This window comes from Pontibacter virosus (genome assembly GCF_003096355.1).
GTDB lineage: Bacteria > Bacteroidota > Bacteroidia > Cytophagales > Hymenobacteraceae > Pontibacter > Pontibacter virosus.
The window spans coordinates 184810-198240 of sequence record NZ_QEKI01000001.1 but is presented as its reverse complement, the minus strand read 5'-3'; the positions used below and the strand labels follow the sequence as shown (position 1 = coordinate 198240).

Annotated in this window: 10 protein-coding genes; 6 read left to right on the top strand and 4 right to left on the bottom strand. The window is 50.6% G+C overall.

Annotated features, from left to right (window positions below; translation table 11 throughout):
* The first annotated feature begins 47 nt into the window (after positions 1-47).
* Together C8E01_RS00680 and rlmB are read left to right on the top strand one after the other, a co-directional pair.
* Positions 48-1310, top strand: coding sequence for a GWxTD domain-containing protein (locus tag C8E01_RS00680; protein WP_243409361.1), 1263 nt, complete (start codon positions 48-50; stop codon positions 1308-1310).
* On the top strand, positions 1283-2128 hold the full coding sequence (rlmB, locus tag C8E01_RS00675) for a 23S rRNA (guanosine(2251)-2'-O)-methyltransferase RlmB (RefSeq protein WP_116541452.1): 846 nt from the start codon (positions 1283-1285) through the stop codon (positions 2126-2128). Before C8E01_RS00680 ends, rlmB begins: the two co-directional genes overlap by 28 nt.
* A 104-nt stretch (positions 2129-2232) precedes the next feature.
* On the opposite strand, the gene C8E01_RS00670 is transcribed toward rlmB, so the two are convergent.
* Complete coding sequence (locus tag C8E01_RS00670; protein ID WP_116541451.1) at positions 2233-3309, bottom strand: mannose-1-phosphate guanylyltransferase; 1077 nt, start codon at positions 3307-3309, stop codon at positions 2233-2235.
* A gap of 2 nt (positions 3310-3311) precedes the next feature.
* Complete coding sequence (locus C8E01_RS00665) at positions 3312-4283, bottom strand: KpsF/GutQ family sugar-phosphate isomerase (protein ID WP_116541450.1); 972 nt, start codon at positions 4281-4283, stop codon at positions 3312-3314.
* 68 nt (positions 4284-4351) lie between these two features.
* On the opposite strand from C8E01_RS00665, the gene recQ reads away from it, so the two are divergent.
* Both recQ and purD read left to right on the top strand, forming a co-directional pair.
* Positions 4352-6532, top strand: a complete 2181-nt coding sequence (recQ, locus tag C8E01_RS00660; RefSeq protein ID WP_116541449.1) for a DNA helicase RecQ — start codon at positions 4352-4354, stop codon at positions 6530-6532.
* A 233-nt stretch (positions 6533-6765) separates the two neighbouring features.
* Positions 6766-8058, top strand: a complete 1293-nt coding sequence (purD, locus tag C8E01_RS00655) for a phosphoribosylamine--glycine ligase (RefSeq protein WP_116541448.1) — start codon at positions 6766-6768, stop codon at positions 8056-8058.
* A gap of 75 nt (positions 8059-8133) precedes the next feature.
* Here purD and C8E01_RS00650 read toward each other — a convergent pair whose 3' ends face one another.
* Positions 8134-8550 carry a BrxA/BrxB family bacilliredoxin gene (locus tag C8E01_RS00650; RefSeq protein ID WP_116541447.1) on the bottom strand — a complete coding sequence of 139 codons (417 nt, stop codon included), beginning with the start codon at positions 8548-8550 and terminating at the stop codon, positions 8134-8136.
* 299 nt (positions 8551-8849) lie between these two features.
* On the opposite strand from C8E01_RS00650, the gene C8E01_RS00645 reads away from it, so the two are divergent.
* Entirely contained in the window at positions 8850-9173 is a 324-nt protein-coding gene (locus C8E01_RS00645) for a hypothetical protein (protein WP_243409360.1), read from the top strand.
* 66 nt (positions 9174-9239) lie between these two features.
* Here C8E01_RS00645 and C8E01_RS00640 read toward each other — a convergent pair whose 3' ends face one another.
* A complete protein-coding gene (locus tag C8E01_RS00640; protein ID WP_116541445.1) occupies positions 9240-9941 on the bottom strand; it encodes a FadR/GntR family transcriptional regulator in 702 nt (233 codons plus the stop codon).
* Between the two features lie 162 nt (positions 9942-10103).
* Here C8E01_RS00640 and C8E01_RS00635 point away from each other — a divergent pair, with 162 nt between their 5' ends.
* The gene (locus C8E01_RS00635; protein ID WP_116541444.1) at positions 10104-13421 is read left to right on the top strand and encodes a SusC/RagA family TonB-linked outer membrane protein; all 3318 of its coding nucleotides are present in this window, start codon (positions 10104-10106) and stop codon (positions 13419-13421) included.
* Positions 13422-13431: the final 10 nt, after the last annotated feature.

The following is a 13431-nucleotide window of genomic DNA, read 5'->3' as shown; positions in this document are numbered from 1 at the left end:
GTGTTCGGCTTTTGCTATTTTCGGGTGCCTGCTATATCTTCAATCTAATGAAACAGATAAGCCTTCTTACCTGCCTGTCAATACTGCTACTGCTTTCGTCATGCGGTAGTTCAGACATTGCCTATGCGCCAATGTACCGCGACACTGCGCCTGTTGCCACCAGATCGGAGCAGCCCGAGGTGGTGTTGCAGCACGGCTTCTACAGCACACCCGACAGTCTGCACCTGATCCTCCGCTTTGAAGAGCTCCGGCAACTGCTCGACCTGACACAGGCCGCCGACCGTGTGGACTTTACTATCCGGTCGGGTAGCACCGAGCGGGACATGCTCCTGCTGCGCGACACCGTGCAGGTACTGCCCCAGTACAGGGTAGCATCGAACGGTACACTGGAAATACCCGTGACAGTACCAGCCAGGTATGTAGCGGCTGGCAATACCATGCAGGTAAGGCTCTGGATGAAACTGGCCGGGCAGGAACGACTCGGCGTGTCCCATCGACTGGCACTAAGCCCCAACATGCTGCGGAAGGACTTTATGCTGCTGCATGTGCGCACAAATGCGCCGGTACTACGTGGTTTTGCGACCACTACTGACAGCCTATACCTGTGGCAGCCAAGCGACACCAGCGGTACCACCAATTTCAGAATGAAGCAGGTAGACTACACGTTGCAGCCCGCCTTGCCCCCAATGTCAACGCGGCAGGAGAGTTTGCCTGAAGTGCCGCAAGCTACCGGGGACACGCTGTCTCTGGCCGTTTTGGATACCTTTCGTTTAGAGCAGGAGGGGCTATACCTGTTGCGCACCGCATCAGGCGCCACGCAGGGTTTGGTGGTGCAAGGCGGTACGTTTCCACTCATCACCCGCGTGCAGGATATGATTACCCCGCTGATTTATTTAACTACTTCGGCTGAGCGGGAGGCACTATACAATACACAGGATCAGAAGGCAGCCGTTGACGGCTTCTGGTTGAAAATAGCCAAAGACAAGAAACTGGCCCGTGAGCTGATCCGGACCTACTATACCCGCGTCGAGACGGCGAACAAACTGTATACCTCATTTAAACCTGGCTGGGCCACCGATCGCGGCATGATCCACATCATCTATGGCAAGCCGCACAATGTGAGCGTCAGCCCCGATGCTGAAACCTGGATCTACCGTGAATCCGAGTCGACGCCCTATGTCAAGTTCGTATTTACGAAAAAAGAGAATACCTTTACCGAAAATCACTTTGAGCTGGTACGGAATCGTGAATACGAGGAAAACTGGTACAGCACTGTAGCAAGATGGAGAGCAGGAATAACAAATTTGTAGGCGGTAACCGCTATAGCGGCCCCAGAACTCCGAAGGAGGATAAAATGGAAATGATCTTCGGCCTCAGACCGATCATAGAGGCTATGCTGGCTGGCAAGGTGCTGGAGAAGATCTTTGTACAGAAGGGCGCCCGCAACGCCAGTGTGGATGAACTGCTTGACCTGGCTAAAAAGCATGACGTGCCTGTTGCCAGCGTACCGATTGAGAAGCTTAATAACCTGACCCGCAAAAATCACCAGGGTGCTGTTGCCTTGATCTCAGCGATCACCTACATGCCGCTGGATGAGATTGTAACCTCACTTTTTGAGAAAGGCAAGAGTCCGCTGCTGCTTATACTTGACCGCATCACAGACGTGCGCAACTTTGGTTCGATTGCGCGTAACGCGGAGTGTATGGGCGTAGACGCCATCGTTATACCAAGCAGAGGCGGTGCCCAGATCAATGCGGATGCGATTAAAACCTCGGCCGGGGCCCTGCACCTGGTGCCTGTTTGCCGCGAGCCGAATTTGAAAAATACGATCGATTATCTGAAGGACTATGGTGTGCAGATTGTAGCCTGTACCGAAAAGACAGAGCATAACCTGAATGACAATACTGTGGATTTCGTCGGCCCGACTGCCATTATCATGGGCAGTGAGGAAGACGGCATTTCTCCGGAGTACCTCAAGCGAGCCGATGCCACGCTGCGTATTCCGCTAATAGGCCAGATTGGATCACTCAATGTGTCAGTGGCCACCGGCATCATCCTGTATGAAGCCATGAGCCACCGTCTGCGCGAGAGCGGTTACTCCAGCCTGAATACTTTTGAACCGAGATAAGGTATAACTTACCCGAAGGCAATAGAAAAGGGGGAACGCTGACAGCAGCGTTCCCCCTTTTTTGTTCTATAAACTATACCTCAACAGGTATAGCAGTAGGTGTACTATATGTATTCAGCGCCTTTTTTAGACTTGGCATCCGACATAAACTCTTTCACTTTTTGCTCCTCGTCCAGGCGGCAGATCATCAGTACGTTGTCGTGCTCGGCCACAATGTACCCTTCGAGCCCCTGCACAACCACTAAACGTTCTTTCGGGGTCTTGATAATGCAGTCTTTGGTGTCGTACAGCATCACATTGCCACCTACCACGTTACCGGCTTCGTCTTTTTGGTTGATGGTGTAGAGCGAATTCCAGGTACCCAGGTCAGACCAGCCAATGTCAGCCAGCACCACGTACACGTTGTCCACCTTCTCCATAATGCCATAGTCGATGGAAATGTTGCGGCAGTGGGAGTAAGCTTTCACAATAAAGTTCGACTCTTGAGGCGTGTGCATGCTGGAAGCGCCCTCCTCAAAGATCTCGCTTATTTCAGGCAGGTACTGCTTGAAGGCCCTCGTGATGCTCTGTACATTCCAGATGAAAATGCCGGAGTTCCACACGAAGTCGCCGCTGTTGAGGAACATCTGTGCCAGTTCCAGGTTCGGCTTCTCAGTAAATGTCTTAACCTTCTTAATCGTGTTTGACTCGTCGTCGATGTACTGGATGTACCCATAACCCGTGTCAGGGCGGCTTGGGGTGATGCCGAGCGTGATCAGCACATCGTCGCTATCGGCAGCTTCCACCGCTTTTTTGATAACCTGGGTGAAGGCGTCCTGCTTCAGCACCACGTGGTCGGAAGGCGTCACGATCAAGTTGGCGTTCGGGTTGATCTGTGCGATCTTGTATGACGCGTAGGCAATACAGGGCGCTGTGTTGCGACCGATCGGCTCCAGCAGGATCTGGTTGTCGCTCAGCTGCGGCAGTTGCTCTTTTACCAGGTTTTCGTAGTCGCGGTTGGTCACCACATATACGTTCTCGGGTGGGCAGATGTCCTTAAAACGATTCATGGTCATCTGGAGCATGCTCTCGCCTACGCCCAGTACATCATGAAACTGCTTCGGGAAATCAGTACGGCTGAATGGCCAGAAGCGGCTTCCGATGCCGCCGGCCATAATTACCACATAGGTGTTTTCGTTCATGTCTATATAAGTCCTTCTTTCAGCAAATCGTGGAGGTGAACAAAGCCCTCAAATTTGCCTGCTTTGGTGACAATAAGTTGGGTGATGTTTTTCTGCTGCATAATAGCCAGTGCTTCAGCTGCATAGGTTTCGGGCTCTATGGAGAGAGGAGATGCCGTCATGATATCTGAAGCGCGTATGCTGTCTATTGAGTCATATTTGTTCAGCATACGGCGTAAATCGCCATCAGTTATAATTCCCACCAATTCTTCTGTTCCATCCTTCACCACGGCGGTAGCGCCCAGCCTTTTAGAGGAGATTTCGATAATAATATCCTTCAGCGCGGCGTTTTCCGAAACACGAGGAGCCATGTTCTGGCGGAAGATATCATCCACCTTCAGGTATAGGCGCTTACCCAGCGAGCCGCCCGGATGCAGCGTGGCAAAGTCGGCGCTGCTGAAGCCGCGTGCCTCCAGCAGGCTGACAGCCAGGGCGTCGCCGAGCGCCAGGGCAGCCGTGGTGCTGGTGGTAGGGGCCAGGTTATGCGGACAAGCTTCGCGCTCTATCGAGGCATTGAGGACAAAGTCTGCGCTCTGGGCCAGGTATGAGTCAGTGCTCGAGACCAGTGCCGCCAGCTGGGCGCCTTTGCGTTTGAGCAAAGGAACAAGTACCTTTATCTCAGGCGTGTTACCACTCTTGGAAATGCAGATCACAAAATCCTCGGGCTGGATCATGCCAAGGTCGCCGTGGATGGCGTCGGCCGCGTGCATAAAAAGGGCAGGCGTTCCCGTCGAGTTGAGGGTGGCGACAATTTTGGTGGCGATGTTAGCGCTCTTGCCTATACCTGTCACCACGACCCGGCCTTTGATGTTCAAAATAGCTTTGACACAATCTTCGAAGCTTTCGTCGATAAAATCGGCCAGTCTGGCGATTGCCTCGGCTTCGTCGGTTAATACTTTTTTTGCCGTAAGGGCTATATTATTAAGAAGATTCAATTTAAATTTGTGTTAAAGGTATCCTATGAGGGATACGTTGCTGTACAGTTAAATTTCTGATTTATTACATGTCTACCAAACAGGAGATCAATCTCAAAAACAAATTAAAGGAAGTTTTTGGGTATAATCAATTTAGGGGGAATCAGGAGTTGATAATAAACAACATTATCAACGGAAAGAACACCTTTGTGATTATGCCTACCGGAGCTGGCAAGTCGTTGTGCTACCAACTGCCTGCCCTGTCGCTGCCGGGAACTGCCATCGTTATTTCACCGCTTATCGCCCTGATGAAAAATCAGGTGGACCAACTGAACGCTTTTGGAGTAAACGCCCAGTTCCTGAACTCCACGCTTTCTAAGTCGGAGATCAACAAAGTGAAAAAGGAAACCTTGGCCGGGGAAGTGAAGCTGCTCTACGTAGCACCGGAATCGCTGACCAAAGAGGAAACGGTTGAGTTTATGCGTGCGTCTAATATCTCCTTTGTGGCCATAGACGAGGCACACTGTATCTCGGAGTGGGGGCATGACTTCCGTCCGGAGTACCGTCGTATTCGTGGCATCATTGATCAGATCGGCAACCTGCCCATCATCGCGCTTACAGCCACAGCCACGCCCAAGGTACAGCTCGACATCCAGCGCAACCTGCAGATGGACGAGGCCTCTGTGTTTAAGTCGTCCTTTAACCGTACGAACCTGTACTACGAGGTGCGCCCCAAGCACAACACCAAGAAGCAGGTAATCCAGTATGTGAAGAAGCACAAAGGCAAAAGCGGTGTTATCTACTGCCTGAGCCGCAAAAAAGTAGAAGAGATTGCGGAACTGCTCCGCGTGAACGATATCAAAGCACTGCCTTACCACGCCGGTCTGGACTCCAACATCCGCATGGCCAACCAGGATGCCTTCCTGAACGAAGAGGCCGACGTGATTGTGGCAACCATTGCCTTCGGGATGGGCATCGACAAGCCGGATGTGCGTTTTGTGATCCACTACGACACACCGAAGTCCATAGAGGGCTATTACCAGGAAACAGGCCGCGCCGGTCGTGATGGCCTGGAAGGCAACTGCATCATGTTCTACAGCTACGATGACATTATCAAGCTGGAGAAGTTCAACAAGGACAAGCCGGTAACAGAGCGTGACAACTCCAAACTGCTGCTGCAGGAGATGGCCGCCTATGCTGACTCGGCCGTGTGCCGACGCAAGCAGCTACTGCACTACTTTGGTGAGGCTTACGAGAAAGACTGCGGCTTCTGCGACAACTGTCTGCATCCGAAAGAGCGTTTTGAGGCACAGAACGAGGTACAGCTGGCCCTTAAAACAATTCAGCAGACAGGGGAGCGCTTCAGCATCGAGCACAACACAGCGGTGCTGACAGGCCTGCGCAACCAGCACGTTACAAGCTACGAGCACGATCAGCTGGAAGTGTTTGGCGCCGGCAAAGCGTATGACGCTCAGTTCTGGAGCTCGGTGCTGCGGCAGGTGTTGTTATCAGAGTACCTGGAGAAGGACATCGAGCAGTTTGGCATTGTGAAGCTTACACAAAAAGGGCTTGACTTTATAGCTAATCCGCATCCGATCCAGCTAACCAAAGACCATGATTATGAGCAGGAGGTAAAGGCGGACGAGGAGAAAGAGGAGACACAAGCCTCTGCCGGCCACGATGAAGTGCTTTTTGACTTGCTCAAAAACCTGCGCAAGAAGTTGGCGAAGGAGAAAAACCTGCCGCCTTACGTGCTGTTCCAGGATCCGTCCTTAAAGGAGATGGCTACTGTATACCCTACTACCCGCGAAGAGCTGGCCCACATAGCCGGTGTAGGTATGGGCAAGGTGCAGAAATTCGGTAAGCCTTTCCTGGACCTGATCAGCAAGTACGTAGAGGAGAATGACATTGTAACGGCTGCTGATGTGGTGGTAAAGACCACTGTCAACAAGTCCAAGATCAAGATCTACATCATTCAGCAGATCGACAAGAAAGTAGATTTGGAGGAGATCGCATCCTCCAAAGACCTGACCATGCAGGAGCTGATCGAAGAGATTGAGCACATTTGCTACTCGGGCACGAAGCTGAACCTGAATTACTACATCGACAACATACTGGATGATGAGCGCCAGGACGAGATATACGATTACTTCATGAGCGCCAGTACTGATAACATTGCGGTGGCCCTCAAAGAACTCGGCACGGATGACTATAGTGAAGAGGACGTGCGCCTGATGCGTATCAAGTTCCTGTCGGAGTATGCAAATTAAATTGTTGATTGCCCATTGAGGAATTTTTGGTGGCGATCAGCAATAGGAATAATTAGTATGGAGAGACCGTTGTAACAGTGCAGCGGTCTCTTTTTGTTTTGAAACCATACCTGGCCTAAAAGTAAAAACTGTGATTTTTGCTGCACTGAGGATTATAAATTTATAACTTCGCAACGACGCTTTTGGTAACGCTGAGAGCACGGAACAACAATCAGCAATAAGCAAATTAGATTATGAACGTACTGATAATAGGTTCTGGCGCGAGAGAGCATGCGCTTGCCTGGAAACTAAGCCAGAGCCCCTATGCCCAGCAGATATTTGTCGCACCCGGAAACGCAGGCACAGACGAATTTCATACAAGCTGTGCCATCGATATCCACAATTTCGATGAGGTTGCCAAGTTCGTGACAGACTTCAATATCATGATGGTAGTAGTCGGCCCCGAAAACACCCTGGTAGAGGGTATACATGATTACTTCCAGGAGAAAGATTTTCTGCGCGACGTGCTGGTGGTAGGCCCTAAAAAGCTGGGTGCGATGCTGGAGGGCAGCAAAGATTTCTGCAAGGCCTTTCTGCAGAAGAACAATATCCCGACGGCACGCTACGAGACGTTTACCGAAGCAAACTACCGTGATGCCGTAGAGTACCTGCGCACCCACAGTTACCCTGTGGTTCTCAAAGCCGATGGTTTGGCTGCCGGCAAAGGTGTGATCATCGCACAAACGTTCGAAGAGGCCATCGACAGCCTCGAGGCCATGCTGCGGAACCACAAGTTTGGCAAGGCAGGCAGCAAAGTGGTAATCGAGGAGTACCTACAAGGTATAGAGGTGTCGGTGTTTATTTTGACAGACGGCAAAGAGTATGTGCTGCTGCCGGAGGCAAAAGACTACAAGCGCATAGGCGAAGGCGATGCAGGTCTGAACACAGGAGGTATGGGCGCTATTTCACCAGTGCCTTTTGCGGATGACGTCTTTATGGAGAAGGTACGCGAGCGAGTGATTGAACCAACCATACGGGGTATGCAAGCTGACAGCCTGGATTATACCGGCTTCCTGTTCATCGGTCTGATGAACGTAAACGGCGACCCTTATGTGATCGAATACAACGTGCGCCTGGGCGATCCGGAAACAGAGGCTATCCTGCCACGCATTAAGTCAGATCTGTTTGAGCTGTTCCTGGCCCTGCACGACCACAAACTCGGCGATTTCAAACTCGACATAGACCCGCGCACTGCTGCTACGGTGTTCCTGGTGTCTGGCGGCTACCCCGAAGGCTTTGACAAAGGCAAGGAGATAGCAGGCTTGGAGCAGGTGAACGCTGATACCCTGGTGTTCCATGCCGGTACAAAGCGTGTGGACGATAAAATTGTGAACAATGGCGGCCGCGTGATTGCGGTAACCGGGTTAGGCGATACCATGGAAGAAGCACTGGCCAAGGCCAACAAAGCAGCCGAAGCGATTACCTGGACCGACCGTTACTATCGCCGTGACATTGGTTTTGATTTGAAGAAACAGCCGATGCGCTAAGCTGACTATACCTTTAAAGAAAAAAGGCCGGTGTTTCGAAAAACACCGGCCTTTTTGTTGCTGTAAGCCTGAAGCTTAGCAGTAGGCTTCGAAAGCGCCTTGCAGGTTGTCTACAATGCGGTTAAGCTCGTTGCCCTCGATGTGGTAGCGCTCGATCATGTGCACCAGTTCGCCGTCCTTAAACAAAGCGATGGAAGGAGACGATGGCGGGTAAGGCAGCATGTATTCACGCGCCTTGGCCACAGCGTCCTGCTCCATACCTGCAAACACAGTGATCATTTTAGAAGGACGCTTCTCAGAAGAGGCAACAGCCATCTTAAGAGCAGGGCGCGCCTTGGAAGCAGCGCAACCGCAAACAGAGTTTACCGCAACCAGCACAGTGCCTTCTTTAGACGAAAGCGCCTGCTCTACTTCTTCAGCGGTCATCAGTTGTTCGAAGCCTGCAGAGGTGAGGTCTTCGCGGATCGGGGCGACCATATATTCAGGATACATTCCCATGATTATCAGCTTAAAATTAAAAGATAATTGACACTGCAAAATTAATCATAATTCTGCAGAAAGGCTAAAGATCATAGAGGCAACATTGAATAGTTAACTTAAAATATATCTATTTGTATAGTTTTGAGAATATGCGTTTTAGCTAAACAGAAGGGGCAGAAGTAGGGTATATACCCTTATTCCGGTTTGCTGTGTTTATGACCTGATGCGGCATACATGGCAAACAGAGATTTTGCGGTATCCTGGCTTAAGACCTGACTATGCAAGCACGCCCTCACCCACAACCTTTAAGCATGAAAACGCTCCATCGGGTAGCTTACTTTTACATGCCCGCCAGCGATGAGCGGCCTGCTGAGCTTATCCAGATACTGAATTGCGACACAACCTTTATCCACGTGCCCATGCGGGAAGAGGATGTCACGCTGGATGCCTTTTTTGTGCGCAACATGTCAGAGGCAGAAATCCAGAGCTTTGGTAACGGTCAGGTATGGCAAATTTTCGTGCACTGGGACGAACTCTACGAAGACCATGTGCGCTACAAAGCGAGTGGAAAAGTAATGAAGGAACTAGAGCGGTTTAAGCAAAGGTTCCCATTATCAGAAAGTATAGCGGCGTAGCAAGTCCCCACTTACCAAGGCTTAATCCCCTCAACCAAGTGAGGCTGCCGGTAATCCCCTTCAGTCCTAAGCTAAGATTCTGGCAAAATGGTTGTCGAGGTGGTTGCGCATGCCATTTCGAAACATCTCAGCAGAGCCGTGCTCAATGATGTCGACCAACCCTTTATGTGAGACAAACTTTTTGACGGCGACATCTTTTTTCAGGATGCCGCTGCTATGGGCATAGTCAAACACAGGCAGGAGCATGTTCTGGAATTTTCTAAGCGTTGTGTTTCCAGAGATGTCGTATAATTTGCCATGAAAATTAATCTCATGCTGAATCTGGAAATGCATGGTGTCGGACAGGTCAGGCTCATTGGCCACTATGGCTTTAAGCTCCTCGATATCTTCTTTTGTTACCCGCTCCATAATAAAGTCGGCCATCCCGATCTCCAAGACCAGACGCAATTCAAAAACTTCGCGTAACGTCGCATTATCCAGCACCTGCGGAATCATCCGTTTTTCAAGCAATGCCAGCAAGTCCGGATTAGTAATCACGGCGCCCCTATGCCTCTTAGACTCGATCAGACCAATCATTCGGAGTCTGAGCAGTGCTTCCCGCACCACGGTGCGGCTAACGCCTAAACTGCTTGCCAGTTCCACCTCCTTGGGGATTGCGTCTCCCACCTTAAAGTTCTGGTGAAGCAGCAGCTCAATCAGATTTGTCTCCACCCGGTCCACCAGAGAGCTCGTGTCTATTGTCTTTATCTTATCGAAGAGATTTTCCATTCTTATTATGTATGACCTATAGGGCTATAATAGTTTAATATACAAAATTATTATTTAATACTCAGCAAGTAAATAGCAAATATTAAGAATATGTTAGGAAATAATAAAAGCGTTTGATACATTTATTATGTCATACATAATGCAACTCTTAATGTATCCTTTATGAAATGTAAATGTTTACTCACCTTTATTTTTCTATGGCTGTGCTTGTTGCCAAGCCATGCACTCTATGCGCAGACAACAAACGTCAATGGGTATGTTACCTCGGCTGAGAACAAACAACCACTTATTGGTGTGAGTCTGAATGTTAAAGGTACGGACCGCGGTACCCAAACCGATGTGGAGGGTAAGTTCTCCCTGAGGGCAGCTCCGGGCGATATACTGCTTGTGCGGTATCTGGGCTTTGAAACCCGGGAAGTTGCCATAACCGATGTGGCAAATGAACTGGTGATAGCCTTGGAGCCTGCTACTGCAAAGCTTAATGAGGTAGTAGTGGTTGGGTATGGCGAGCAAAGCAGGCATACCTTAACAGGGGCTGTATCAACGGTGGACGAGAAGGTGCTACAGTCCGCTCCACGAACTAACGTGGCTACGGCATTGCAGGGTACGGTAGCCGGTCTGCGAGTGCAGCAGACGACAGGTCAGCCTGGCGCTACGCCTGCAATTTCCTTTCGCGGGGGTACAAACTTCAACGGAAGCGGCTCTCCGCTAGTAATCGTAGACGGTGTGATACTGCCTTCAATGTACGGCATCAACTCCGAGGATGTTGAAACCATTAACGTGCTGAAGGATGCTGCCTCTACAGCTATCTATGGTGCCAGGGCTGCAAACGGTGTCATCCTGATTACCACGAAAAAGGGTAAGAAAGGCCGCTCACAGGTAACTTACAGTATGAAGACTGCCCGGAATTTTGTTCGTAGAAATCCGATGGAGTACATGGGTGCTGAGGATTATATTATCTGGAACAGAAGAGGGCTTGCAAGCAGGTATGAGGCGGCTCTGAAAGACAACAATATCGCTGAGGCCAACAACACACGCAACCAGCTGACCGGTGCCTGGGGCTGGGGACTGAATTCTGCCTGGGCGTCGCCTGATGGCAAATACTCTACCCAGCTTGTAAATAGCAATAACAGAAGCCTGATCAACGATCCGCAGTGGAATCTTCTGGTCGATAAGAACCCTTTCGATCCTACAAAGCAGGATAGTATCCTGTACCGTTCCATGTCACAGCGTGAACTGGAGGATCTGATCCTGCAGGAGAGTACCTTGCAGGAACATTACATTAATTTTTCTGGCGGGAGTGACAAAGGCACCTTCTCTCTGGGCGTGGGTACAGTTAAAGATGTAGGTATGGTAGTCGGATCTTCCCTGAAGCGGTATAACCTGAACTTCAACGGGGGGCTGAACGTGAACGAAAACCTGAGAGTCAACCTGAACCTGGCGACATATAATGATAAGAATACTCCTACCTACCTCACAGCAGACGCAGGGGGTGGCTTAACCGGAGGTTTGATCCAGCGATTCGGAGCCATCGCACCTACTGTACGACTGACACATGACAATACGGGGGATATCCTACCCGGCGTAGATGGCGGCACCCTGGGTAATCCGCTATACCTGCAAGACAAGTTTGTCAATGAGACGCGGGAGCAGCGCTACTCTGGTGGACTGAACCTGGAATACACCATACTGCCTACCCTGAGATTTATGGGTTCTGCATCCGGCTTTATGCGCTATACTGCTTCAGAGAGCTTTACAAAGGCCTACCAGAATGGCACCGGAGGAGCATTTATTACAACCCGGAATGCATCATTCTCGCTGCCTCAGGCCAATCAGCATTCTTACAATGGCTTCCTTCGCTATGACAACAGCTTTGACAAGCACACGATCAGTGTGATGGGCGGTGGCGAGTTTTTTGAGTCGCGCGGCTCTGGCTACTACGGCGCCGGCAGAAATGCGCCAACCGACTTCATTCCTTACCTCTCTGCTTCAACAGAGGCGGTGGGTATACCTTGGTCTGCTTTCTCATCCTGGCACCGTCTGGTGTCTGGTATCGGGCGCTTTACCTATGATTATGACTCACGCTTCCTGCTGAATGTGAACATGCGCTACGACGGTACTTCCCGACTGGCTGATAACCGCTATGGTCTGTTCCCCGGTATTTCGGCAGGCTGGAATATGCACAATGAAGCCTTCTTTACGGAAACGGGCATAAGCCAGTATGTCAGCACATTCAAACCAAGATTGAGCTGGGGGCAGAACGGCAGCATTGATCCGCTTGGCGACTTTGCCACCGCTGCCACCTATGGCGGTGCTGGTATCTATGGCGGTAATGCCGGCTTTGCACCTAACTTTCTGCTGAACACGGCACTTAAATGGGAGCGCGCTTCTTCTCTGAACTTCGGTTTGGACCTGGGCCTGTTTAACAATAGGATCACGTTGATCGGTGATTACTTCGTCCGTGATATCTATGATAAGATCACTTCTTTGAATATACCTGTATGGACAGGTTACAGCAGCTTTACCACAAACCTGGGACAGCTGCAGAACCGAGGGGTGGAATTGGAGCTTAAAGCAAGTGTGCTGCGACCATCAGGGCCGAGTGGCCTTAGCTGGGACGTAAGCGGCAGCTTCTACCATGTGAAGAATTATGTGAAGCGGCTACCTGATAATGGCCTGGAAGGAAACAGACAGGGCACATTCCAGGTATGGGATCCGGTGACAGGAAGACTCGTGCACGTGGGTGGCCTGCAGGAGGGCAAGCGTGTAGGGATCGATGAAATCTGGGCTCCGATTTATGATGGTATTTACTTAAACCAGGGTGACCTGGACAAGGATGCTAACCTGTATAACGCCTACCTGCCATATCGGGATAAGAGAGTGAAGCTGCTGGGTGATGCCCGCTGGCGCGATGTTGACGGAAATGACACAATCGATTTCCGTGATAGAGTATATGTGGGCAGAACAATTCCTACTGTGCAGGGCGGCTTTGCCACCAATTTTGGCTGGAAGGGCTTCAACCTTTACGCACAGTTCGACTACGCACTCGGGTTCATGATCCTGAACCAAGCCAAACTCAGAGGCCTGTCACAGGTGCAGGGATCGCAGAATGGTCCGGTGGATGTGAAAAATACCTGGCACCCTGACAATCCGGAGGGTACGCTGCCACGCTACTACTGGGCCAACTATGGCAGAAACTATTTCCAGGATGCTGGTGGCGGTACTACATCTTTTGCTAATTTCTATGAAAAGGGTGATTATCTGGCTGTAAGGGAAATGACACTTAGCTACCAGGTGCCTGAGTCCTTCTTGCAGAACATCCTGAAAGACAAGATTCAGGGACTCCGCCTGCACCTGACAGGTACAAACCTGATGTATTTTACAGGGTATAGCGGTACTTTCCCTGAAGTGGGTGGCAACGATGTCGGAAGATTTCCGCTGGCCCGCACCGTTACAACAGGATTAAATGTGACACTCTAAGCAGAATTTT

Excerpts from the sequence above, each read along its gene's own strand:
- C8E01_RS00680 (WP_243409361.1), top strand. The coding sequence starts at position 48 with ATGAAACAGATAAGCCTTCTTACCTGCCTGTCAATACTGCTACTGCTT.
- rlmB (WP_116541452.1), top strand. The coding sequence starts at position 1,283 with ATGGAGAGCAGGAATAACAAATTTGTAGGCGGTAACCGCTATAGCGGC.
- C8E01_RS00670 (WP_116541451.1), bottom strand. The coding sequence starts at position 3,309 with ATGAACGAAAACACCTATGTGGTAATTATGGCCGGCGGCATCGGAAGC.
- recQ (WP_116541449.1), top strand. The coding sequence starts at position 4,352 with ATGTCTACCAAACAGGAGATCAATCTCAAAAACAAATTAAAGGAAGTT.
- purD (WP_116541448.1), top strand. The coding sequence starts at position 6,766 with ATGAACGTACTGATAATAGGTTCTGGCGCGAGAGAGCATGCGCTTGCC.
- C8E01_RS00650 (WP_116541447.1), bottom strand. The coding sequence starts at position 8,550 with ATGTATCCTGAATATATGGTCGCCCCGATCCGCGAAGACCTCACCTCT.
- C8E01_RS00645 (WP_243409360.1), top strand. The coding sequence starts at position 8,850 with ATGAAAACGCTCCATCGGGTAGCTTACTTTTACATGCCCGCCAGCGAT.
- C8E01_RS00640 (WP_116541445.1), bottom strand. The coding sequence starts at position 9,941 with ATGGAAAATCTCTTCGATAAGATAAAGACAATAGACACGAGCTCTCTG.
- C8E01_RS00635 (WP_116541444.1), top strand. The coding sequence starts at position 10,104 with ATGAAATGTAAATGTTTACTCACCTTTATTTTTCTATGGCTGTGCTTG.